Origin of the sequence: Longimicrobium sp. (assembly GCA_036387335.1) — a bacterium.
GTDB lineage: Bacteria > Gemmatimonadota > Gemmatimonadetes > Longimicrobiales > Longimicrobiaceae > Longimicrobium.
This window is the reverse complement of the sequence record DASVTZ010000181.1, coordinates 1-22,257: the sequence shown is the minus strand read 5'-3', so window position 1 is coordinate 22,257 and position 22,257 is coordinate 1. Positions and strand designations below refer to the sequence as shown.

The window sequence follows — 22,257 nt, the reverse complement described above, 5'->3', positions numbered from 1 at the left end:
TCTGCCGATCCCAGAGTCGTTCCGGCGAATCGAACCGGCCCGGCTACCGCACGAAGGCGTCGCGGATGCCGCCGTCTACGGCGATCATGGCGCCGGTGGTGCGCGAGGAGCGGTCGGAGGCGAGAAACAGGACGGCCTCGGCGACGTCCTCGGCGCGGACCTCCACGCCCAGCAGATTGCGCTTGCGGTAGAACTCCTCCACCTGCGCGGGATCGATGCCGTGCGCGCGGGCGCGCTGTTCGCGGATCTCAGGCGACCAGAGGCCGGTGCCGAAGATGGCGTCCGGGTTCACCACGTTCACCCGCACCCCCATCTCGGCCCCCTCGATGGCCGCCACCCGCGCCAGCTGCGCCTCCGCCGCCTTGGACGCGCTGTACGCGGCGAAGTCCTTTCCCGGCGACGTCACGTTCTTGGTGGCCACGAACACCATGCTTCCGCCGATCCCCTGCCGCCGGAAGAGCCGCAGCGCCGCGCGCGTCACCAGGAAGTGTCCCGTGGCGTTCACCGCCAGGCTGCGCTCCCAGTCGCGCAGCTCCAGCCGCTCGATGGCCGCGCAGTGCGCGATTCCCGCGTTGGAGACGACGACGTCCACACCACCGAACTCCAGGCACGCGTGCTCCATCGCCGCGTCCACCTCCGCCTCGCGCGTCACGTCCAGCGGAAACGCCATCGCCGCGCCCGCACCCTCTCGCTCCAGGATGGAGGCGGCCGTCTCCTCGGCGCCCGCGCCGTCCAGGTCCGCCGCCACCACCTGCGCGCCCGCGGCCGCGAGCCGGAGCGCGGTTTCGCGTCCAAGCCCGCGCGCGCCGCCCGTCACCACCGCGACGCGGCCGGCCAGCTCGCGTGGCGGAGGCGCCAGGGTGAGCTTGTACAGCTCCAGCGGCCAGTATTCCGCGCGGAAACCCTCCCCCTCATCCAGCGAGCGGTAGCCCCCCAGCGACTCCGCCCCCGCCATGATCCCCATGGTGTGGAGATAGATGTCGCGCGCCAGCGTGGCCGCGCGCGGGTTCGGGCCGGCGGTCCACATCCCGATCCCCGGCACCAGGACGACGCGCGGCGCGGCCTCCAGCACCGGCTCGTCCGTGCGCCAGCGCTCCACGTAGGCGAGGTAGTCCGCGCGCCAGCGGTCCAGCGCCTCGCCGAATCGCGCCGCCACCTCCTCCACGTCCGACGGATCGCGGACGTCCACCCAGAGCGGGAGCCGCTTGGTGGTCAGGATGTGGTCAGGCGTCGCCGCGCCCGCGGCCGAGGCGGCGCGCGCGCGCTCCGATCCCACGAACTCCAGCACCTCCGGCGAGTCCGTGTACCTCGCGATCACTCGCCGCTCGCCCGAGAGCGCTCCGCGAATCGCCGGCGCCAGCGCGGCGGCCACGCGGCGGCGCGCATCGCCATCCAGCCGCAGCCGCGGCTCCGAGACGAACACCGCCGCCCCCGAGCGCGCCGCGACGAACTCGCGGGCGCGCTCCACCATCTCCAGGTGCCGTTCGTACGCCTCCGCCGGCGTCGCGCCCCAGGTGACGGCGCCGTGGTTGAGGAGGACGAGGCCGAGCGCGTCCGGCCGCGCCCGCACCGCCTCGCCCACCTCGCGCGAGAGGAGGAAGCCCGGGCGATGGTAGGGGATGCGCAGCACGGAGTCGCCGAACGCCTCGTCCAGCACGCGGTTCGGATCGGGCGTGTTGACCAGCGCCAGCACCGCGTCCGCGTGCGAGTGGAAGACGGACGCGGCGGGGATGAAGGCGTGCAGCAGCGTCTCGATCGACGGCCGGGGCGAGGCCGGATCGGTGAGGCAGCGCGCCAGGTACGCCACCATCTCCTCGTCCGTCATGTCCGCGCGGTCGAAGAGCGGGAGCACGTCGTCCAGCCGCACGCCCGAGAAGTCGGAGCGCTTCATGGACGCCAGGTCCGATCCGCTCCCCTTCACTCGGAGGACGCGCGTCGGCCGCCCCAGCACGTCGGGCTCCTCCACCTTCACCGAGGTGTTGCCGCCGCCGCGCAGCACCAGCGACGGGTCCGCCCCCACCATCCGGGAGAAGCGCACCAGCTCGTCGATCGGGTCGGCTGCGGACGGACTCGACGCGCGCACGGATCCGGGTGTGGCGATGCTCATTGGGTCATGACGGCCTGGGCGGGAAAGACGCACGCCGGGAGGTCGCCGGGGCCGAAGACGCCGCGCTCGGTGACGTAGCCGGTGACGAAGCGCGCGGGGGTGACGTCGAACGCGGGGTTGCGGGCGGCGGAGCCCGGGGCGGTGACGCGCACGCGGCGCATCACCCCCGCCTCGTCCGGGCCCGTCTGGTAATGCACCTCGTCCGCCGAGCGCTCCTCGATGGGGATGCTGGGGCCGTCCGGCACCGCCGCGTCGAAGGTGGAGGGCGGGACGGCGACGTAGAACGGGATGCCGAACTCCCTGGCGCACACGGCCTTGGCGAGCGTCCCCACCTTGTTGACCACGTCGCCGTTGGCCGCCACGCGGTCCGCCCCCACGATGACCAGGTCCACCTCGCCGCGGCTCATCAGATAGGCGGCGGCGTTGTCCGCGATGACGGCGTGGGGGATGCCCTCGCGGCCCAGCTCCCAGGCCGTCAGGCGGGCGCCCTGCGCGCGGGGGCGCGTCTCGTCCACCCACACGTGCACCCGCTTCCCCGCGCCCGCGGCCACGTAGACGGGCGCCAGCGCCGTCCCGTAGTCCACCGTCGCCAGCCACCCGGCGTTGCAGTGCGTCAGCACCCGCGCGCCGTCGCCTACCAGCGCCGCGCCGTGGCCGCCCAGCGCGCGGCAGCTGGACACGCTCTCCGCCGCCAGCGCGCGCGCCGCCTCCACCGCCGCGTCCGCGGCGCCGGTGGGGTGCACGGCGGTCTCGGCGGCGGCCCAGACGCGCTCGGTGGCGTGGAAGAGGTCGCGGGCGGTGGGGCGCGTGCCTTCGATAAAGGCGCGGGCGGCGCGGGCGTAGCCCCAGGGATCGCCCGCCGGCGCCTCGGTGAACGCCTGCGCCAGCGCGAACCCCGCCGCCGCGCCGATGGCGGGGGCGCCGCGCACGGTCATCACCCGGATCGCCTCGGCCGTGGCGCGGTGGTCCGGGCAGGAGATCACGGCGAACTCGAACGGGAGGCGGTTCTGCTCGATCATCCAGACCGTCGCGCCGTCCATCCAGACGGTCTGGTACGGCGTACCGTCTACGCGCATCGAAAGAGCTCGGGGGGTGGGGGACCGCGGTCGGGGGATAACCTAAGCGTAATCAGATCCCGCCATCACGCGCAAGCGCGGTGGCGGGATCTGATTACGGGAGTGCTGCGCAAGGCGATGCGGAACCGATGTGAGCGCTACCAGCTCAGTCGCGACGGGCCGGTGCAGGGCGGCGTAGATCGTCGGCCAGACGTGACGTTTGCTCAGCAGATGCCCGCGCGGCCCGCGCCATAGGTCGCTTGTTCGACGGTGAACTGCTCTCCACTCGGCGACGAAAGTTGGTCGATCAAGCCCCGGCATGAGAACCCGGACATCTCCAGATACGCTGCGGCAGACCTCGCTGCCTGAGCTTTCCAGTCGACGTTCAGGTTGTCGACGGCGGCGGTCGCGTCCGCCACGCTGAACTTCTCGCCGTATTCCGAGGATAGTTGGTCGATCAGACCTTGACGTGAGAATCCGGACATCGCCAAGTAGGACTTTGCTGAACGGAGGGCATTCCGCTGGGCCGCTGTAAGGTTGCCGTCCCGGTCGGAGGCTGAAGGGGCAGCCGCAGCACCGGCGGTTGCCTCCGTACCCCCTGTCGGCGCAGTCGACATCGCTGAAGAAGCTCGGGAAGGAGAAGATCCGCCGCGATCACTCCCGCCAATTACCGCCGATACAAGGATGAGCGCGACGATCCCCAGGCATCCCAAGCTTGCCACACTCGTCCGTGCGACCTTCGCCCCACAATTGGGACACGCCTCCGCTTTGGTGCCGATTTCGGTACCGCACTCTTTGCAGCGCGTCATCGCCATGCGTTTCTGCTCCAATCTCGCGTGTAGGAATCGACTGCCTGGAGAGCCCGAATCACTACACATGGGCAAGGGTGCGGGGCCGTTCCGCTGAAAGCAGACGAAGGCCCGCATCCCAGCAGCCGATTGTCAGACTGACGGCGCGGCCTTTCTCGTCAGCGTCGGATCGCTTCAGTGTTCGTGTAGATCCAAACCGTGCTGCCGCGGCGTCTGATCTTGATCACACCGATACCGGGGGCGTTCTCCCCGAGGTTCGGTCGTTCTATGACGTGTGACACGCACGCGAGCAGGTGTAGCAACCGTTCACCTGCTTGTAGTGCTTCTTAGCGGCGGTAACTGCGTCGCTACAATTGTCGAACGAGCCGAGGTATGTCCTATTCGCGGGTGTCGGGAGGTACTGACACCCTTCCCGATGCACTTCATGATCTCCGTTCGTCTGCGCGTTGTCGTTCACGTAATAGCTCTTTTTCTCCGTAGCCATCCAGCACCTCCAGATCTGAAGTAGGCACCACGTACAGTGAACTGTCCTTCTAGTCGGACTCGGGCGCGACGATTCGCACTCAAGCTTTGGGGAGGTGGCCGCCTTAGTGCCATCGGCCCCGAGTCGGCCTGGCTCTTCGCGCTCGAGTTCTACTCCTGGCGGAAGTTCTGCAACCGAAGGGAGGTCGGTGTACTGGCGGGCTTCACGCCCACGCCGTATCAGAGCGGTAACGACTCACGCGAGCAGGGGATCTGCAAGGCCGGCAACCGCTGGATCCGCCTGATCACCATCGAGATCGCGTGGGGCTGGTTGCGCTACCAGCCGCAGGGCGCGCTCAGCCGATGGTATGAGCGACGATTCGGACATGGCGGCACACAGCTGCGCGAGATCGGCATCGTCGCGCTGGCGAGGAAGCTCCTCGTCGAGTTCTGGAAGTACCTGGAGACGGCACGCCGCCGGCGGGCGCCATCCTGAAGGTGGGCACGCTCAGGCTTCGTGAGCAGGTAGGGGCTGCGTGGCAGCGCACGCGCGGGTGCGAGGGCCCTCGCTGCTGCCGGTTGGGCTCGGATGGCCGACTGTTGTTAGATGGGGTACCTCGCTCCGCGCTTCCCTTGGACTCGCCCAACGGGCAACTACGCGCATGAGGTGATCGGCCTTTGAGCTGACACGGATAGAAGGTGGACCGAGGGGCACCCGAGCCCCGGCGCCTGAGAGGAAGTGGCTCGCAATGTGGCGGTGCAGAGCAGGGCTGAGCGCGGCAGATACATCGGCCACATCGTCGAGCCGGATGCACGACGAATGAACGCTTCACCGTTCGTTAACCGCGGCTGTTCTCCCGTCGCTGGGCCAGCGAGAGCCAGATCCACAGCACCACGGTTCCACCCAAGCAGAGCCACCCGAACACGTTCCCCACACGCCCATAGAGGGTGGATGATCCATCGGCTGGGAGCGTCGTCGTCGCAACCGTGATGCTATCGCCCACCGGAAACTCAACGAGCACGCGACCCGTTCGATCGTACGCGCTCACCAGTCCGTTCCGCGCGCTGCGCGCGACTGCGTAGCCGTTCTCTACGGTTCGCATTGCGGTCATTCGTGCCCCCATCCACCCATCCCGGCCAAAGTCGTAGGCCGGTACGACCATGATCGCCGCATTTCCCGCGTACTGTCGACCAATCGCCGGGATGTGCATGTCTTTGCAGATGGCAATGCCCACCCGCGTATCCATCACCCCAAGAAAAACCGGTGACTCGCCGGGGGTATCGCGATCTTCCCACCCGGGAACGAGCCGTTGCTTGTCATACCACGTAGCGTGCCCATCCGGCGCCGCCAGCAACGCGCGATTATGGTAGACTCTGCGGTCGCGAGTCTCGACACCCACGATGATCGCGGCGCCGGTCACGCGGGCTGCCTCGATGACGTCCTGGGCGGCACGGGCCGCATCCTCCTGATCGAGCAGGACGAGTTTCTCGGGCAGCACCACGAGCCCGCCGGACGTGGCAGACCCGATGACTGCCGGGCGGTACGTCCTCCACACATCCTCCCAATCAGCCCGGACACGATCGAACTGGTTCGTCGAGATGAGAGTGACCGGCACGGTGTTTCCCGAATGCGGGGTACGGAGCCGCGCAACGGAGAATAGCGCGATGGCAAGGATGATCACGCTTACCAGAGCGCCCGCCGAACGATGCTCCGCGCGAGGGAAGCGCCTGGAGAGGCAAAGGCCCACCAGCGAACCCGGGAGCAACACAAGGAAGACCACCGCACACACCCCGCCGAGCGCCGCGATCTGAACCACTCCCGGCACGTCCATCTGACTGTACGCCAGGCTCCCTGCCGCGCCGTGCGGCGACAGTTGCAGCGCCATCAGCTCGCAGGCTGCGATGGTGGCCGGGAGAACGAACACTGCTCCCGCCAGCGATAGATACCGGGCGGCTACGACCGTCAACCGGATCGCGAGCATCCACGAGGCTGCTCGGAGGACGGTGGTCAGCAGTGTGCCCGGCCAGCCAATCAACTCAACGTAGTAGGACAACAGGCTCGTCATCGCCACCGCCCCGGCAATGGCGCCGATAGAACGCGCCGAGAGGCGCGAACCCGAGGCTGCCATGAGCAACGGGACAGGTGCGAACCACGGTGCCCACCACACCGGATGAAGGGCGTAACCGGCGCTCAGCAACGCACCCGCCGCGACTGCAAGGACTACCTGCACGGGTGCGGTGATCTCGAGACGCAGGAGCTCGCGGCCAGACGCGGAGCGGGTCAGCGTGAGATCGGTCGTCGTGTCGCTTCGGACGGCACGCCGAAGCAATGCCCTGGATGCACCGGTAGGCAATCTAGCGCGAGTAGCGAGAAGGGCGGCGGGATCGAGCAGGGACAATTCGTCGCTGAAGTGAGAAGATAACGAGATTCCAGGCACGCACCTTCGCGATGTAGCACCGGATGGTGGAGACTGGTGGATGCGGGCGGGGAGTCCTGACGCTCGAGCGAAGCTGCAAGCGCGCGGGGCTGGAGCTATGCCCTCGGTTGGGACGCTGCGCGCGTTAGATGGCGGCCGGGCGCGTCCGGCGCTCCGGTCACCCTTCGGCGGGCCGACCCCCGAACGCGATCACGTATCCATCTGGATCCTCGACGTAGAAGTCCTTCGTGCCCCACGCCGTCGCAGCCAGCGGCCGGAGTACCGTCACTTCGTTCGCGACACAGCGCGCGTAGAACGCCTCGATGCCAGCCACACCCGCCGCGGCGTCCAGGTGCTCGTGCTCACGCCGGTGGCGGCGCTCCGCGTCATACTTCTTCGCCTGCTTCAGGTGCAGCTCCAGCCCGTCCAGCTCCCCGATCGCGTAGAACCCGTTCCACGGCTCGCCGAACGCGAAGCCGAGCTTCTGGTAGTACGCCATCGAGCGCGCCAGGTCATCCACCAAAAACTGGGGCGCGAGGGACGTCAGCTGCGGCCGCGTCGCCGAAGTAGCCATCGGAGTCATGATGTTCGTGGAAGTAAGCCGTCAAACAACACGAGGGTCAGGGTTGCGGGGCTGACGCGCAAGACTTTCCTCGGCTGAAAGCAGGCACGGCCCCGCATCCGCGCAGCCGATTTTTAGGCCGCGCCACCGACGCCCTCTTATAGCTCGTCTCCGCGGTCGCAGCCACCTGGCCTAGAACACCCGGGACTTCGCAAGCATTGACGCAACCGTCTGTTCGAAGTGGAATGCAATAAAGCTTTCAAACACCTCTTTGCGCTCTGCTTGGCGAAGTGGGCGGAACTGAGCGAGGCAGAAGATAGCAGTAGCGGGTATCGTGAGCGCGACCATGAGACACACACTGCATTTTTCAAAACCGGGCCGCAAGCCGTAGTACCAACTCGCGAGCCACGCAACGCAGAAGACAATCATAGGGAGAGGTATCAACCCAAGTAGATTGATCTCTTCTTCGTAGATATCTAGATGTCGATACAATTCTGGCGCTGAACCCCGCAAAATCCGCTTGCAGAACCCGAAGACTCGGTCACTGCTCGGGCCGACGTACTCAGCGATCGTTCCGTAACGATGATCAACGATCTGGAGTACTCGTTTTTCGAGATCCTCGGTCCGTCGGATCAATGAAGCATCAGTAAGCCACGCGAACGCCTTGCTCGTCCACTCCGCGAACCTCGATGAGAATTCTCGCATGGCGAATCCGGCAACGTAGCTCAACCCAAAGAAGGCCGTCGCTTCAACCCAGCTTGGCCGCATCTCTGAGATGAGTTCTACTGGGTCAGAAGGGAAGTTCATGAGTAATACGCCCGAAAGCACCCAAACCGCGCCAGGGACAAGGAAGCCGAACAATTGGCGTCCGCGAAGCAACCACTGCGACGGATTCATAAGCACCAAGCGTGAGCGTGCGAGGCCGGTGTGGGGCGCGTGCGTCGCGCGAAAGCGTCTACGGCCCCCAAGTCCCAACCAAGACTCGTGAAGACGATTCACCTGCGGCTGCCGCGATGCTTGCCGAGCGGCCTAACGACACAAGGGTTAGGGGTGCGGGGCCGCTCGCAAGACTTACCTCCGCCCGAAAGCATGCAAGGCCCCGCATCCCCTGCAGCCGATTGTTAGATCCTATGGAAGAGGGGGCCGCCGCGGTTAAGCTCTCCGTGGAAGGTCATCACTCAACCAGGAGGAGCCCATGGCAACCGCAACGACCCCCAACGCTGTCACTGCCGTTCTCGATCTCGTGCTCTGCATCGCGTTCGAGCTCGGTGCCTCGAAGTGGAAGATGGCCTTCAGCACCGGGCTGGGTCAACAACCTCGACATCGGGAGGTTGCCGCGCGGGATCTGGAGGCGGTGCAGCGGGAGATCGACCGGGCCAGGGCACGCTTCGAACTGCCGGTGAGCCGCCGCGGGGAGCGGGCAAAAACCGTAGTCGGCAAGCTGGTCGGCAAGCGACAGGGATACGATAGTAGCCGTATTCCATAGGATCAGCGCGTGATCGGAAAATTGCGCACCAATACCAGGCGCAGAATAGGGGGAAAGCTCTTGCGGTTTGACTCCCCAGGTACAATGTCCCGACTCAGAGGTCCGACAGCGTCTACCCGCAGGTCGACTGTGCCTGCCATACGCGCTCCGAATTGCGCCCGCCAAAACTTACTTACGGGCGTGCTGATCACGGGGCTTAGAATAGTCCGAGCGATCTCCTGGTTGGGTGGCCGACGCTGATAGCGGATTCCGCGTTCGACCGTTTCTTTCCAGAGTGGCCCACCACCAACATAAAACGATAACCGATCACTGCGCCGGAACCGGAAGACCGCGGATACACCACCGGCCCCGAGCGGAAGCGTCTGATTGAGCGCGCGGACCACGGGCCTTCGGATGTCCTCGTCAAAAAACCCTTCCGAGGGCTCCGGGTCTCCACCGAGAACTCGGGGCAGTGCGGGGAACGCGAATGGCTCCAGTTGCGTCCACGCAACTCCATATTCAGGTACTATGGAAACCTCTACCGGCTGGCCCTTTAGGGGCCAGACGAATTCTAGCTGACCAGTGAGTGCGACTTGGTCGGCTTGGCCGATGGCAGTTTCAAACTGGTCCGAGGCAGGATTTTCAACATTTGTCTGCGAAGTGACGACGTTCAGGCGCTGATCTGAGTTCAGGCCAAGACGAACCTGCGCATAGATGTCATTACCGAAGAACCCGGAAAGTGGCTTATTGTTGTTGCGAGGACCTAAGAGTTGGTGCGAGCCTATCAAATCAAGTTGGAACCCAGTCTGGCCGAGAAGGCCATCATCATCCTCGGAGTCATCGTCCGCATCGGTCATTGCAAAAACGACGCCGAACCCCAAACCGACATAAGGCCCTGGCGTGGCTGCCGATAACGGTACTGTGATAGCAGTTGGCTTGGGATTGGGCGTTAGATTAGTCGCAGGGCGGAAGGGATAAGCGACAATGATTTCGATCTTGTTAGGGTGGCGTGCTCGAATCGCGTCGGCGAGTTGATTGAGAGTCGTATTACTGAGCGGATAGACTTCGTCTCCTTTACTAGGAATCATAAGTACAAGTCGGTCATCATCGATGACGATCTGGGTCCCAGCGGGGAACTCTGAGGGATCTATGTTCCTAAAGGTAAGCAATGGGGTACCGCCCGGTATAGGATTGGTGTACATAGGCGGCAGGTGGATTGCTTGTGCAGATCCTGGATTAGGCGCGAGTGTAGCCAGCGCCGCTCCGAGCAGAATCGTACGAGGGAGGGGTTTCGACATGATCAGCTCCAGGGAGAAGTGAGCAGCCGTCTGAGGACGATAAAACTATGGGTCGCTCGAGTAATGCGCGCAAGAGAACTAAGATTACCTGAACCTAAAAGGCCCCCTACGCCGATACCGGACACCTGCCTAACGACTTCCTAAGTGGGCGGGGTCCGGGTTTGCACGCGTGGGGCTATATTGGGTTATTGGCACCCCGCCACCACTGCTGCGCCGGCCACAATGTTTCGTGGAAACGCCGCAGCCCAGTAAACACTCAGAGCTTCGCGGCACACCCGTGTAGCCAGCGATGTCTGCCCCTTTGGGACCAAGGTACGACACGCCCACGGCGCCTCATAGGAAGGACGCGTCTGCTTTCAGCCGCTTTGTTCCGGCGTGGAGATGCCCTTCTGCTAGCCATCGGGCGCTAGAGGCTAGTGCCCGAACACCCGGAACGGCTGGTGTCCTCTACTCCTGTGTCCGGCTCCGCAACCGATTAACCGACCCGAGCCAACTACGGCAATCTTGCAATCAGGCAGAATCTAGGCATACATTAAGGCAAATACCCGCAAGAATCTCGAAGATGTTGGGTTCAAACTTGAAAGCACACCCCGACGAGATCGCGACACTATCTCGCCAGCGCCGCGTAAGCCGGAACTGGCGGTTCTCCCTAGCCCCGATGTGTGCATTATGTATTTTGTTGCTGTTGCTGATCTGGGAGGTAGTGCGCATTAATGTTTCTGGGACTGAATGGCCTTGGTGTCTAACGTTTCTCGGAGTGGGTCCCACTGCGGCGTTATGCGGACTCTTCACCAGCTTAATTATTGCTAGGGAACAATATGCTAGGGCACTCCGCCCGAATCTACTGTTCTCTTCGGAACAATGTCGGAGCCGTGTGCTGGATAAGTCCGCGTGGTGTGTCCACATAGCCAATGTTGGGCCAGGCTTGGCCTACGTCGATGGCATTTGGTATTCGTTACAAGTACACAGCGCGATGGGTGACGGCGAGATCATTGATGGATCTCTGCAAGACGTGATATCGCTCCTCGGTAGATGCCGGTTGCGGGGCAACCTAGATTTTCACCTAGAGCATATAACACCTGGTACCCCCTTGGGAATCGTTAAGCAGCCGACTGAGGGGTTTGAATTCGCTGCCTTCGCGCCTGAAGCTCTCATTTTCATCAAATATCTTGCATTCTCGATACGAGTTGTAGATACTATGGGAGATCGGTATGTTAAGGCTCTTCCGTTTCTAGCCACACTCCCGGAGCACGTCGTGCAGAGGGAAGCCTTGTACCCCACTCTGGAACTCATCTCCCCCAGCGAGATGCTGAGTGAGGAATAAGCCCGAAACCTTTTGGAGACCTAAATGACTGGTCCAAACTCAACAGACATCGATGTCCCCGGTCCTGGGCCATTCTTCGATGACCGTGCGAGTTCGCGCATGGACAGAGTCGTTAATTTACATGTGCGCGAAGCCCTTGCCGCGTTTGCTGCCGGCTGTACGGATTCAAGATCGGCGTTCGAAGCTTGGAAGGCGTGGGGGAAGGCAGACCGCCGTCGCTGACCCCATCATCACGGAGGCTAACCGAACAGGCGCCTCAGACCGGATGCGCCTGAGCATTTCTGTTTACTCTCGCGTCACTAGCCTCACCTCGTATCTAAGTCGATTGAGCTAAAATGGATCAGGCATGCGACAGACTTGAAGATCCAGGGTGGACCGAAATCTTCGTAATCAAGGTTGCGAGCCGCTGCAATCTCGCATGCTCATATTGCTATATGTATCAACACGCGGATCAATCATGGCGGCAGCAACCGAAGCTCATCTCCCGCGACACGATCCGCGCCGTCGCGTACCGGTTGGAGGAACATGCCCGCACTATGCGCTCGCAAAGTCTATTGGTAATTGCACATGGGGGTGAACCGCTATTGCATCCGGACCTTGATTTCTTTTTTGGCGAGATATCGCGAAGTGTTAAGAGTCGCCATGTGGGTTTTGCGCTGCAAACGAACGGGACTTTGTTGACATCTGACAAAATCTCCATCCTTCAAAAATATAATGTAGGGGTTGGGTTCAGCGTGGATGGAACGCGTGAAACTCACGACCGCATTCGTGTTTTGCATAGCGGGGAGGGAAGCTACGACAAGGTTGTTCAGGGGCTGAATCTTATGCGGAACAGCGCGCCGGAGTTGGTTGGAAGCATTCTGTCTGTAATTAATCCCCGAACTAACCCCACCGAGATACTGGACGCGATTGAATCACTCGGCGTCGAACGGGGCGACTTCTTGCTTCCCGAACTAAACCATGACACGATGGGCAATTCTGGTATTCAAGCTGGCGAGACAGGAACGTGGTTAATTAAACTGTTTAATGCGTGGAGCGAGCGTGAAGGCTCAATATACATTAGAACGTTTTTACTGCTAATCGACCTCCTTCTTGGGGGGCAGCGGGGTACAGATCAATTTGGCGCCCACACCGTGGGTGCACTCGCGATTGAAACGGACGGCTCTTACCACATTGCTGACGCGCTGAAGACTACTTTCGAGGGCGCCAGCAGGACCGGGATGAGCGTCTTCGATTCCCCAGTGCGCAGCGTTGAACAACTTCCATTAGCAAGATCGTTCCGCGATAAAGGCAGCGGGGCGTGTGAAGAATGTATCCGCTGCGAATACTTTCCAGTCTGTGGGGGTGGAAGCCCTATCAATAGGTATAGTTCTAGCTTGGGCTTTGCCCAACCGTCCGTATACTGCACAGATCTGAAACTGCTAATTGGGCATATTCGCGATTATCTCGCACGGGTCCGTCCAGATTGCAAGCTCACTATTTGAGCAACCAACAACTTTAGTCGCCTCGCATATTTGTCTCGCAGGACTCGGAACTCGGCAACGGCCGTTTCTTTATTCAATCGCAGCGTCTGAGATCTTCGCTACGCAGTACTTGCGTGGAGAGAAGTAGGCAACGCGATACCTGCGCACAACGGCTTAACCGAGCAAGGGTTAGGAGTGCGGTGCCACGGCAGTCGCTCGTCCGGCGAATGCACGGATGGGCGCGTATCCCGTGCAGCCGATTGTCAGCCGCTGCACCGGCGGCAGACAACTGCCAGCCTCTGAGTCCCTTGGCAAGTGCCTCAGCGGCATCTGCGCGCTCCCGGGTTTCTTTTCCCCGAGTGCGCGCTATCTCCACCAGCGTCTTCTTCCCACCGGGACGCCGCCGAGCGACGAAGCTTGAGAACATGGGCGCTGACCGACATCCCCCGCCAAACGCGGTGTACGCGAATGGTTCAAAGTGCGCGAGCCCCGCAGGGCAAGGGCCCGTCGAGCGGTCCTCTCCCCGCTGTACGCTCTTGTGCCGCTACCCCGCCGCCCCGTCCCCCCGCAGCACCTCGGTGGCGGTGTTGGCGGTGCGGGCCTCGAGGAGGGTTTCCAGCTCGCGCTCGCGGAGGTTGAAGGTGTAGCCGGCGCCGACGATGCCAACGCGCAGGTAGCTGAGGGTGAGGGGGACGCCCTCCATGCACTGGTCGGCGTTGTCGAAGCGGACGCCGCGGCCGTCGACGAAGGTCACGGAGCCGCGGCCGACGACTTCGCCCAGGTGGCCGCGGATGATGATGCCGGTGTCCTCGTCGATGCCCAGGCCCATGAGCTCGGCGTTGCGGGCGATGACCATGAAGAGGCGCTGCAGGCGTCGGCGCTGCGTGAAGTGCGTGTCGATGACGGCGCGGAAGCCCAGCAGCCCGAAGCCGGGGCCCAGGTGAAGCTGCTGCATCTGGCCGTACTCGTCCGGCTCGCCGCCGGCGAGGATGGTCTCGGTGAGGGCGGCGGCGCCGGCGCTGGTGCCGCAGATGACGCCGCCGCACCCGTACAGGTCGTTGATGGCGTGGCCCACGCGCGAGCCGGCCAGCGTCGTCACCAGGTGCACCTGGTCGCCGCCGCCCAGGAAGACGCCGTCGGCCTCGGAGATCATGCGCGCGACGGTGCGGTCCTGCGCGCGGTCGCGGGAGTCGACGATGGGGATGGCCACGTCCCGCACGCCGGCGGTGGCGAAGGCCTGTATCCAGTCGTTGGCAGACTCCACCGGCTCGTGCGAGGCGGTGGTGAGGCCGACGATCTTGCTTCCGCCACCCGGACGCGAGCGGCACAGGTCGATGAACGACTTGAACGCCGCTCCCTCGGGATCGCACGCGCCGCCGATGAGCACCAGGACGCCCGTGTGGCGGTCCGTGCGCCGGCGGGTGGGGATCTCCGGCTGCGAGCTCTCGTTGTCTTCCGAAACTTCAACCGACATCAGCTTTCCCCTTTGAGCTGCCGCAGCGAGCGCACGGCCAGCGCCGCCGCCACCTGCGCCGCGACGGGCACGTCGGGGAGGAGCTCGCCGTCATCCATCGTCTCGCCGCCCATGTCCACCAGGATGTGGCCGTCGCGCACGAGGGCGACGGAGTGGGCCACGCGGGTGTCGCGCGGGCGCACCCGGTCGTCGGTGGCGAAGACGGCCACGAGGCACCCGGCGTCACGGGCGCGGTCCTGCACCTCCCACTCGCGCGCGGGGCACACCACCACGCCGCCGCGCCGCACCCCGTCCGCCAGCACGGAGACGAGCTGCCGCGCGCGATCCTTTTCGCGGTAGCGCTCGGGGACGTCCACGGGGTCCGAGTCGAGCACGATGGCCAGCTCGGAGCGGTCGTACGGGAGGCCGGCGTTGAGGATGTAGGCGGGGGCCACGTCCACCACCAGCTCGTCGCCGCCGATGCCGCGGCGGGCCATCTCGTCGCGCACCTCGGCGCGGCCGTCGCCGCCGGTGATGCCGCAGAGCACCGACTGGTGGAGCGCGGGGATGTCCGGCGTCGTGGTGAGCGACTCCAGCTCGGCGATGGCGTAGTCCACCGTCTCCAGCTCGCCGGCGAAGGCGCGCTGCACCACCTCCAGCGCGAGGGCGGCGGAGCGCGTGCCGACCTCGGCGTGGAGGTGCTCGAAGACGACGGTGTACTCCCCCTCGCGGTCGCCGCCGCGGGCGCGGCCGAAGCCGACGTCGTGCCCAACCATCGTCTGCAGCTCCAGCCCCACGTGCTCGGCGATGTGCGGCGCGTACGTACCCCGGCGCAGGCGCGTGATGAAGCCGCCGCGCTCGCCGATGCTGCAGCGGTGCTCGCGCAGGCCGGGGAGCGCCTTCACCAGCGCGTCGGTGAAGCCGGGGACTTCGGCGGAGGAGATCTCATCGTACTCGCCCACCGCCACGTCCAGCCGCGTGATCGGGCGCGTGGACCAGAAGTTGGCGCCGCGCAGCGACCGCAGCGAGACCAGGCGGATCTCGGCATAGGGGTCCGGGCGAGTCACGGGACTGCCGGGAATGGGGAATGGGGAATGGGGAACCGCGGGAAAGCGGGGAATGAGGAATGGGGACTGGGGAACCGCGGGAAGCCGGGGAATGGGGAATGGGGAATGGGGAATCGCACGGAAGCGGACAGAGGCCCGGGTCCGTGGGCGGAGGCCAGGCACGCGCGCGCGCGGCTCCGGGGCGTGCCTTCCGCCGCGAAGCCCGGCACCGCGGGCAGTTCACCCATTCCCCATTCCCCAGTCCCCATTCCCCCACCCACCGCCGCCAGCCCGCGCTCCGAACCCAGCATCACGCCGCCGCCGGCTCGCCGACCCGGGCCTGCACCGCCGCCAGCACGCCCGGCACGTCGTCGGCCAGAACCACCATCAGGTCGTCTTTCTCCAGCATCTCCAGGCCGTGCTCCAGGGCCTCCATCTCGTCCACGATCTGCTCGATGCGGTCGGGGGTCATGCCGCCCTCGCGCAGGCCGTCGACGATGAGGCCGGTGATCTCCAGGTTGCCGCGGCCGCGCGGATTCTCGTCTTCCTTGACCACCGCCAGGTCCAGGCCGGCGCAGATGCGGCCCACGGCGCGGATGTCCTCGTCGCGGCGGTCGCCGGGGGCGGTGATCAGGCCGATGCGGCGGCGGGCCGGGATGTTGGCCACCATCTCCATCAGCCCTTCGAGCGCCGCGGCGTTGTGCGCGTAGTCCACCAGCACGCGCGCCTCGCCCACGCGGATGATGTTGAGCCGGCCCGGCGTCATGGACGGCGATGGGAAGAACGACAGCAGCCCCGCGCGGATCGTGTCGTACCGCACCCCCTGCACGTACGCCGTGGCGATGGCCGCCAGGATGTTGCCCTGCTGGAAGCGCGCGGCCCCGCCCACCATCAGCGGAACCTCGGTGATGCGCGCGATGGGGATGCGCAGCCGCCCGCGCCGGATCACGAACTCGCTGTCCTCGATCCGCACCCCGATCCCGCCGCGCGTGATGTGGTCCTCGAACTGCCGGTTCTCCCCCGGCTGCTGCGTGGAGAAGAGGACGATGTCCGCCCCCGTCTTGTCGCGCATGGCGTAGACGAGCGGCTCGTCCGCGTTGAGCACGGCGTGTCCCTCGCGCTTCACCACCGCCGCGATCACCGCCTTCACCTCGGCGAGCTGCTCCACGGTGTGGATGCCGCGCAGCCCCAGGTGGTCGGCCGAGACGTTGAGGACCACGCCCACGTCCGCCTCGTCGAAGCCCAGCCCCGCGCGCAGCAGCCCGCCGCGCGCCGTCTCCAGCACCGCCACCTCCACGGTGGGGTTGCTGAGGATGATGTTGGCCGAGAAGGGGCCCGTCATGTCCCCCTCCATCACCTGCCGGTTCTGCAGGTAGACACCGTCCGTCGTCGTGAAGCCGACCGTCTTCCCCGTCTGGCGGAAGAGGTGCGCGGTGAGGCGCGTGGTCGTCGTCTTTCCGTTCGTGCCGGTGATGGCGATCACGGGGATGGTGAACGGCGTGCCCGGCGGGTACAGCATGTCGATGATGGGCGCGCCCACGTTGCGCGGCGTTCCCTCGCTGGGGTGCGAGTGCATGCGCAGCCCCGGCGCGGCGTTGACCTCGATGATCACCGCCCCGTTCTCGCGGAACGGCACCGAGATGTCCGGCGAGAGCACGTCGATCCCCGCGATGTCCAGCCCGACGATCCCCGCGGCCATCTCGCACGCCGTCACGTTGTCGGGGTGCATCTCGTCCGTCCGGTCCACCGAGGTGCCGCCGGTGGAGAGGTTGGCCGTGGCGCGCAGCAGCACCTGCTCTCCCTCGGCCGGCACGTGCTCCACGCTCAGCCCGCTCTTCTCCAGGAAGGCGTCCGTCTGCCGGTCGTCCGGCAGGTGGGTGAGGACCTTGGTGTGCCCGCGGCCGCGGCGCGGGTCCTCGTTGGCCTTGCGGATCAGCTCGCGCACCGTGCTGGCGCCGTCGCCGATCACGTGGGCGGGGACGCGCTCGGCCACCGCCGCCACCCTGCCGTCCACCACCAGCACGCGGTGGTCGCGGCCGGTCACGAAGCGCTCGATCACCATCCTGCGCCCCATGTCCTTGTTGGCCTCCCAGGCGCGGCGCAGCCCATCGTGGTCGTCCAGCCGCCCGCTGATGCCGCGGCCGTGCGACGCGTCAAGCGGCTTGAGGATGAGCGGATAGCCGATCTCCTCCGCAAGCTCGATGGCGCGCTCCACGCTACTCGCGATCCCGCCCTGCGGCACGGGAAGGCCGATGTTGCCCAGCACGCGCCGCGTGTCGTCCTTGTCCTGCGCGATCTCAACCGCGATGGCGCTGGTGTAGTCCGACATGGCGGCCTGCACGCGGCGCAGGTTCTTCCCCAGCCCCAGCTGCACCAGCGAGTACGAGTTGAGGCGCCGCACGGGGATGCCGCGCCGGCGCGCCTCCTCCACGATTGCCGCCGTGGAGGGCCCCAGGCGGACGCTCTCCAGCAGGTCGTGGAGGTCCTCGATCATCTCCTCGACGTCGATCTCCTCGCCGGTCATGCACGCCTTCACCAGCCGCACGGCCTCGCGCACGGACTGCAGCCCCACGTCCTCCTCCTCGTACTCCACGATCAGCCACCACACCCCCTCGTCGCCCGACGCCACCACGCGCCCGAACGACACGTCGGAGCCGGCGAGCGTCTGCAGCTCGAGCGACACGTGCTCCAGGATGTGGGGGAGGTGGGTCCCCTCTTCCAGGCGCGCCACGAAGCCGCCCTCGGTGCCGCGGGAGCACGGGTGCTCGCGCAGCGTGGGGAGGGCCGCCACCAGCCGCTCGGCGAAGCCGGGGAACTGGCTGGAGGGTACGTCTTCCAGCGTCCCCAGCCGCACGTCGCACGCGATGACGGGGGCGAGGCGCCAGAAGTTGGGGCCGCGAACGGCGCGCAGCCGCGAGACGCGGAGCTGGTCCGGGTCCACGGCCGCGGCCTGGAGTTGGGCTTCAGCCATTAAGCTTGTACGGTCAGGGCGGGGTGTGTGGGCTCAGCTACGCGAGTCGTGGGCGGCCCATGCTTCGGGCGCGGGTCGGCCGCCGCCACGCGCGGGTGTGGCGGCGACGGCGCGCGTGCCGTCTTCCGCGCAGTCGATCCGCCGACCGTAGGGGCGGTCGCCGCGCGGGGCGTCGCGCCGGTCGTTTTCGTCTCGTGACGTGTACATGTTCGCCACCATCGTGGGGGTCCCATCTTGTTCCCCGCCGGGCACGCACAGCCCCCGCGGGACATGGCACGGGGCGCAGAAAGGATGCCAGGGGCGGAACACGCGCGGCCCATCACCGCTCCGGGTCATCCCTCCACCGCACCGGGTTCTCCGCCACATACCTCCTCGCCCGCGCCAGCCGATCGTCGTCCCGCAGCACCCGTTCGTAGTAGTTGCGCTGCCACAGCCGCCCATCGAACCGCGCCCACCCGTGGTCCCGCGCCCCGCGTATGTACGCGTTCGTCGTCATCGTCTTGAACCATTGCACGACCCTTGGTAGGGGCGCACCTGCGTGTGCGCCCTCCGCCGCGTCCGCACAGGTGCCTGGGTGTGGCAACGGATTTTGTCGTGCGTCAGGCGGACATCGGGGCGGGGGAGAGGGTGGGCAGACACGCAGGTCTGCCCCTACGCAATCCACCGCATCGGTGCCGAGATACAGAATCGCGTGGAGGTGATTCGGCATGATCACGCGTTCTCCCACGCGTACGCCGTTGAAGCGGTTCGCCACCTCGTCGCACCAGTAATGAACCATGTGCCCCGCGTCATTCGGGATCAGCGTGGCGTCGTGGATCTGGCCGAAGAGACACCGCCGCCCTTCGACGCAGATGGTGACGAAGTAGGCGCCGGGCATGCTGTAGTCATAGTCGCGCAGGCGTATGGAGCGGCGGTGGTGCTGGTCGGGGTAGTAGGGCATGAGGGGAGATCGTGAGGGCCGTTAGGAGCGTGCGTACCTAACGAGATACCCCGGATCGCCTCCTTCGCGGTTGAGCCGTTTCGCGCACGTTGCGTTTCGGATGCTGGTGAGGCATCTATCTGCATCCCTCCGAGCCCCGCACCTCCCCGCACACCGGCCCACCCATGAAGATCGTCAACCACCGTCTGGTCAAAGACGACGGCACACCTTACCCGTTCGTCAGCTCGCCGAACGTGGGCAAGAAGGTGGACCCGCGGTATCTGGTGATCCACTACACGGCGGGGCGCAACGCGCGCGAGTCGATCAGTTTCCTGGCGACGCTGAAGGCGAAGGCGTCGGCGCACATCGTGATCGGGCGGGATGGGGCGATCACGCAGATGGTGCCGTTCGATCGCGCGGCCTGGCATGCGGGGAAGAGCAAGTGGCAGGGGCTCGTGGGGCTGAACGCCTACTCGCTGGGGATCGAGCTGGACAACGCCGGGTGGATGAAGCGCGGGGCCAACGGAAAGTGGATCTCCTGCTTCGGCGGCGCGTACCCGGATGCGGAAGTGCGCGAGGCGCAGCACAAGAACGAGGAGACGCCGCGCGGCTGGCACGAGTACGCGCCGAAGCAGCTCGACGCCGCGCTGGAGCTGTCCAGGCTCCTCGTGCGCACCTACGGCATCAAGGACGTGGTCGGCCACGAAGACATCTCCCCCGGCCGCAAGCAGGACCCGGGGCCGTGCTTCCCGATGGCATCCTTTCGCAAGAAGGTGATGGGCGGGGGCGATGAAGAGCCCGCCACCTTCACCACCACCGAGGAGCTCAACCTCCGCGGCGGCCCCGGCGCGCAGCATCCGCTCGTCGAGGCGCTCCCGATGGGGACGCGCGTGGAAGTCGTCGAGGAAAACGGGAGCTGGCGCCGCGTCGTCGTGCAGGACAGCGTCCACGGGCGAAACGAGCTGCGCGGCTGGGTGCACGGCCGCTACCTGGCGCCGTCCGAAGAGCAGCGGGACGTTTTGATCAACCGCGAAGAGCTGAACCTGCGCGAGGGCCCCGGCGCACAGCAGCCGCTCGTCGCCACGCTGCCGGCCGGGACGCGCCTGGAGGTGCGGGAGGAAAGCGACGCCTGGCGCCGGGTGGACGTGCTGGACAGCATCGGGGGCCGCGACGGGCTGCGCGGCTGGGTGCACGGACGCTACCTGGCGCGCCCCGGCGATCTCCCGTCGATGGACGCGACCTGAACCGCGCCTACCAGAGCGCGGCCGCAAGCGCGGCGACGGCGGCGGCGAGGGCGCTGCCGGAGACCCAGAAGAGGGTGCGCAGCCGCCCGCCGAGGACGACTCCCGTCTGCCGGAGTGACTCCTCGGTGGACTCGCGCTGGGCGGCCAGGGCGGCGTGCACCTCGTCCAGGCGGCGGCGCGTTTCGGCCTGCGACGCCTCCACGCGGCGCAGCGACTCGCTCACCGGGACGACGGCGTCCTCCACCTCCACCAGGCGCACCGCCAGCGCGTCTACCTCGTCGCGCACGCCGTCCGATGCGGTGAGGGCGCTGCCGGCCATCGCGGCCATGGCGGGGTCGGAGAAGAGCGACTGCTCCATGACGCGCTTGGCCGCGACCACCTCCTGCATCGCCTCCGCGAAGTGGCGCTGGGCGATCTTCTTCTCCGTGTCGGGGCCCGGCTCGCCAATGGCCATCTGCGCGCCCTTGAGGACGGCGTTCTTGATGTCGCCGCCGCTGGCGGGGTACAGGTTGGCGAGCGCCTGGAAGTCCACGTCGTCTGCCAGCGGCGTCTTGCGGGCGTGGATCTGCGCGCGCCAGATCCGCTCGCGCTCCTCCGCCCCTGGCATCTCGAAGAGGATGTGCGTGCGGATGCGCCGCTCGAACGCGGGATCGAAGTTGGCCGCGAGGTTGGTGGCAAAGATCACCACGCCGGGAAACTCCTCCAGCTCGCGCAGCAGGACGTTGACGACAGCGTTGGCCTCGCGCTGGTAGCCCTGGTCCACCGAGGTGAAGCGGCGTCCCGCGATGGCATCCGCCTCGTCGAAGAAGAGCACCGCGTCCTGCTCGCGCGCGGAAAGGAACACCGCGGCGACGTTCTTGGCCGTGGCGCCGGCCCACTGGCTCTCCAGCTCGGCGTGGCGCACCACGAGGAGGCGCTTCCCGAGCGCGTGCGCCACCGCCTCCGCGCATATCGTCTTTCCCGTCCCCGGCGGCCCGGCGAAGTTGAAGGCCAGCGCCAGCCCCGTAGCGTGCCGCTCTCCCAGCCCCCATTCGCCAAAGATCACGTCGTGCTTCTGGATCTGCACGAGCGCGTTGTCCAGCGCGCGCCGGGTAGCCGGCGGCAGCACCACGTCCGCGAACGTGCGCCGCGGGACGAGCGCTTCCACCAGCTCGTCGGGACGGCCGCCGGGGAAGAAGAGATCGCGGAAGGGGTTGGCCATGGATGTAAGTGCGTGAGTGCGTAAGTGCGTGAGTGCGTTCACTGCCTCTGTGCACGCAACGGACCCGGATGCGCGCCCGGGCTCTTCATGGGGTACGGCGGGGGAGCGTGGAGGGATTCGCCGCGCCAACGAAACGAGCCCCGGCACACGCTTTACGCGCGCCGGGGCCCGATGTACGTCGTTACGCGGAACCAGCGTTTCTCGAGCTGGCTTCAGCCGTCTTCGCGTGGTTCCAGCCGGGGGCTTTAGCCCCCGGCGACCGCGCCGCCGACCCCGTGCCCGCCTCCGCACCGGTCCCGCCCCCGCGGAGCCTGCGAAGGCAGGCTTCCCGCCGTTGTTGCAGCGGTTTCAACCGCCGGTGTCGAGCCGGCGCACCAACGCACCAACGCACTAACGCACTAACGCACTAACGCACTAACGCACTAACGCACTAACGCACTAACGCACTAACGCACTAACGC

General features: G+C 66.1%; 18 protein-coding genes. 5 read left to right on the top strand and 13 right to left on the bottom strand.

The features are described 5' to 3' along the window. Positions 1–43: 43 nt before the first annotated feature. The 3 genes from rhaD to VF647_17885 all read right to left on the bottom strand — a co-directional run bounded on the left by rhaD (position 44) and on the right by VF647_17885 (position 3,779). A complete protein-coding gene (rhaD, locus tag VF647_17895; protein ID HEX8453963.1) occupies positions 44–2,107 on the bottom strand; it encodes a bifunctional rhamnulose-1-phosphate aldolase/short-chain dehydrogenase in 2,064 nt (687 codons plus the stop codon). Then, positions 2,104–3,183, bottom strand: a complete 1,080-nt coding sequence (gene mtnA, locus VF647_17890; protein HEX8453962.1) for an S-methyl-5-thioribose-1-phosphate isomerase — start codon at positions 3,181–3,183, stop codon at positions 2,104–2,106. Before mtnA ends, rhaD begins: the two co-directional genes overlap by 4 nt. Positions 3,184–3,386: 203 nt before the next feature. Further along, the gene (locus tag VF647_17885; GenBank protein ID HEX8453961.1) at positions 3,387–3,779 is read right to left on the bottom strand and encodes an Ltp family lipoprotein; all 393 of its coding nucleotides are present in this window, start codon (positions 3,777–3,779) and stop codon (positions 3,387–3,389) included. A gap of 712 nt (positions 3,780–4,491) precedes the next feature. On the opposite strand from VF647_17885, the gene VF647_17880 reads away from it, so the two are divergent. Beyond that, a complete protein-coding gene (locus VF647_17880) occupies positions 4,492–4,929 on the top strand; it encodes a transposase (GenBank protein HEX8453960.1) in 438 nt (145 codons plus the stop codon). Between the two features lie 343 nt (positions 4,930–5,272). Here the strand turns inward: VF647_17880 and VF647_17875 are convergent, their stop codons facing one another. The 3 genes from VF647_17875 to VF647_17865 form a co-directional block, all read right to left on the bottom strand. Next, complete coding sequence (locus VF647_17875; GenBank protein HEX8453959.1) at positions 5,273–6,832, bottom strand: nitrilase-related carbon-nitrogen hydrolase; 1,560 nt, start codon at positions 6,830–6,832, stop codon at positions 5,273–5,275. 196 nt (positions 6,833–7,028) lie between these two features. Continuing rightward, complete coding sequence (locus VF647_17870; protein HEX8453958.1) at positions 7,029–7,424, bottom strand: VOC family protein; 396 nt, start codon at positions 7,422–7,424, stop codon at positions 7,029–7,031. A gap of 180 nt (positions 7,425–7,604) precedes the next feature. Continuing rightward, positions 7,605–8,309 (bottom strand): hypothetical protein, encoded by a 705-nt coding sequence (locus VF647_17865; GenBank protein HEX8453957.1) that lies wholly within the window; start codon positions 8,307–8,309, stop codon positions 7,605–7,607. Between the two features lie 298 nt (positions 8,310–8,607). Between VF647_17865 and VF647_17860 the strand changes: the two genes are divergently transcribed. Further along, complete coding sequence (locus VF647_17860) at positions 8,608–8,898, top strand: hypothetical protein (protein ID HEX8453956.1); 291 nt, start codon at positions 8,608–8,610, stop codon at positions 8,896–8,898. Between the two features lie 2 nt (positions 8,899–8,900). Here VF647_17860 and VF647_17855 read toward each other — a convergent pair whose 3' ends face one another. After that, on the bottom strand, positions 8,901–10,175 hold the full coding sequence (locus tag VF647_17855) for a hypothetical protein (GenBank protein HEX8453955.1): 1,275 nt from the start codon (positions 10,173–10,175) through the stop codon (positions 8,901–8,903). An 874-nt stretch (positions 10,176–11,049) separates the two neighbouring features. Here VF647_17855 and VF647_17850 point away from each other — a divergent pair. Then, positions 11,050–11,499: a hypothetical protein gene (locus VF647_17850; GenBank protein HEX8453954.1), complete on the top strand. Its 450-nt coding sequence runs from the start codon at positions 11,050–11,052 to the stop codon at positions 11,497–11,499. A gap of 335 nt (positions 11,500–11,834) precedes the next feature. Then, entirely contained in the window at positions 11,835–12,983 is a 1,149-nt protein-coding gene (locus VF647_17845; protein ID HEX8453953.1) for a radical SAM protein, read from the top strand. A 523-nt stretch (positions 12,984–13,506) separates the two neighbouring features. On the opposite strand, the gene VF647_17840 is transcribed toward VF647_17845, so the two are convergent. The 5 genes from VF647_17840 to VF647_17820 form a co-directional block, all read right to left on the bottom strand. Continuing rightward, positions 13,507–14,436 carry a cyanophycinase gene (locus tag VF647_17840; protein HEX8453952.1) on the bottom strand — a complete coding sequence of 310 codons (930 nt, stop codon included), beginning with the start codon at positions 14,434–14,436 and terminating at the stop codon, positions 13,507–13,509. Beyond that, positions 14,436–15,482, bottom strand: coding sequence for a hypothetical protein (locus VF647_17835; protein HEX8453951.1), 1,047 nt, complete (start codon positions 15,480–15,482; stop codon positions 14,436–14,438). Before VF647_17835 ends, VF647_17840 begins: the two co-directional genes overlap by 1 nt. A 289-nt stretch (positions 15,483–15,771) precedes the next feature. Next, the gene (gene cphA / locus VF647_17830) at positions 15,772–18,432 is read right to left on the bottom strand and encodes a cyanophycin synthetase (GenBank protein ID HEX8453950.1); all 2,661 of its coding nucleotides are present in this window, start codon (positions 18,430–18,432) and stop codon (positions 15,772–15,774) included. Positions 18,433–18,465: 33 nt separating this feature from the next. Then, positions 18,466–18,639, bottom strand: a complete 174-nt coding sequence (locus tag VF647_17825; GenBank protein ID HEX8453949.1) for a hypothetical protein — start codon at positions 18,637–18,639, stop codon at positions 18,466–18,468. A 112-nt stretch (positions 18,640–18,751) separates the two neighbouring features. Beyond that, positions 18,752–19,372 carry a transposase gene (locus tag VF647_17820; GenBank protein ID HEX8453948.1) on the bottom strand — a complete coding sequence of 207 codons (621 nt, stop codon included), beginning with the start codon at positions 19,370–19,372 and terminating at the stop codon, positions 18,752–18,754. A gap of 164 nt (positions 19,373–19,536) precedes the next feature. Here VF647_17820 and VF647_17815 point away from each other — a divergent pair, with 164 nt between their 5' ends. Beyond that, on the top strand, positions 19,537–20,595 hold the full coding sequence (locus tag VF647_17815; GenBank protein ID HEX8453947.1) for an N-acetylmuramoyl-L-alanine amidase: 1,059 nt from the start codon (positions 19,537–19,539) through the stop codon (positions 20,593–20,595). Between the two features lie 7 nt (positions 20,596–20,602). Here VF647_17815 and VF647_17810 read toward each other — a convergent pair whose 3' ends face one another. After that, on the bottom strand, positions 20,603–21,796 hold the full coding sequence (locus VF647_17810; GenBank protein HEX8453946.1) for an ATP-binding protein: 1,194 nt from the start codon (positions 21,794–21,796) through the stop codon (positions 20,603–20,605). Between the last annotated feature and the right edge of the window lie 461 nt (positions 21,797–22,257).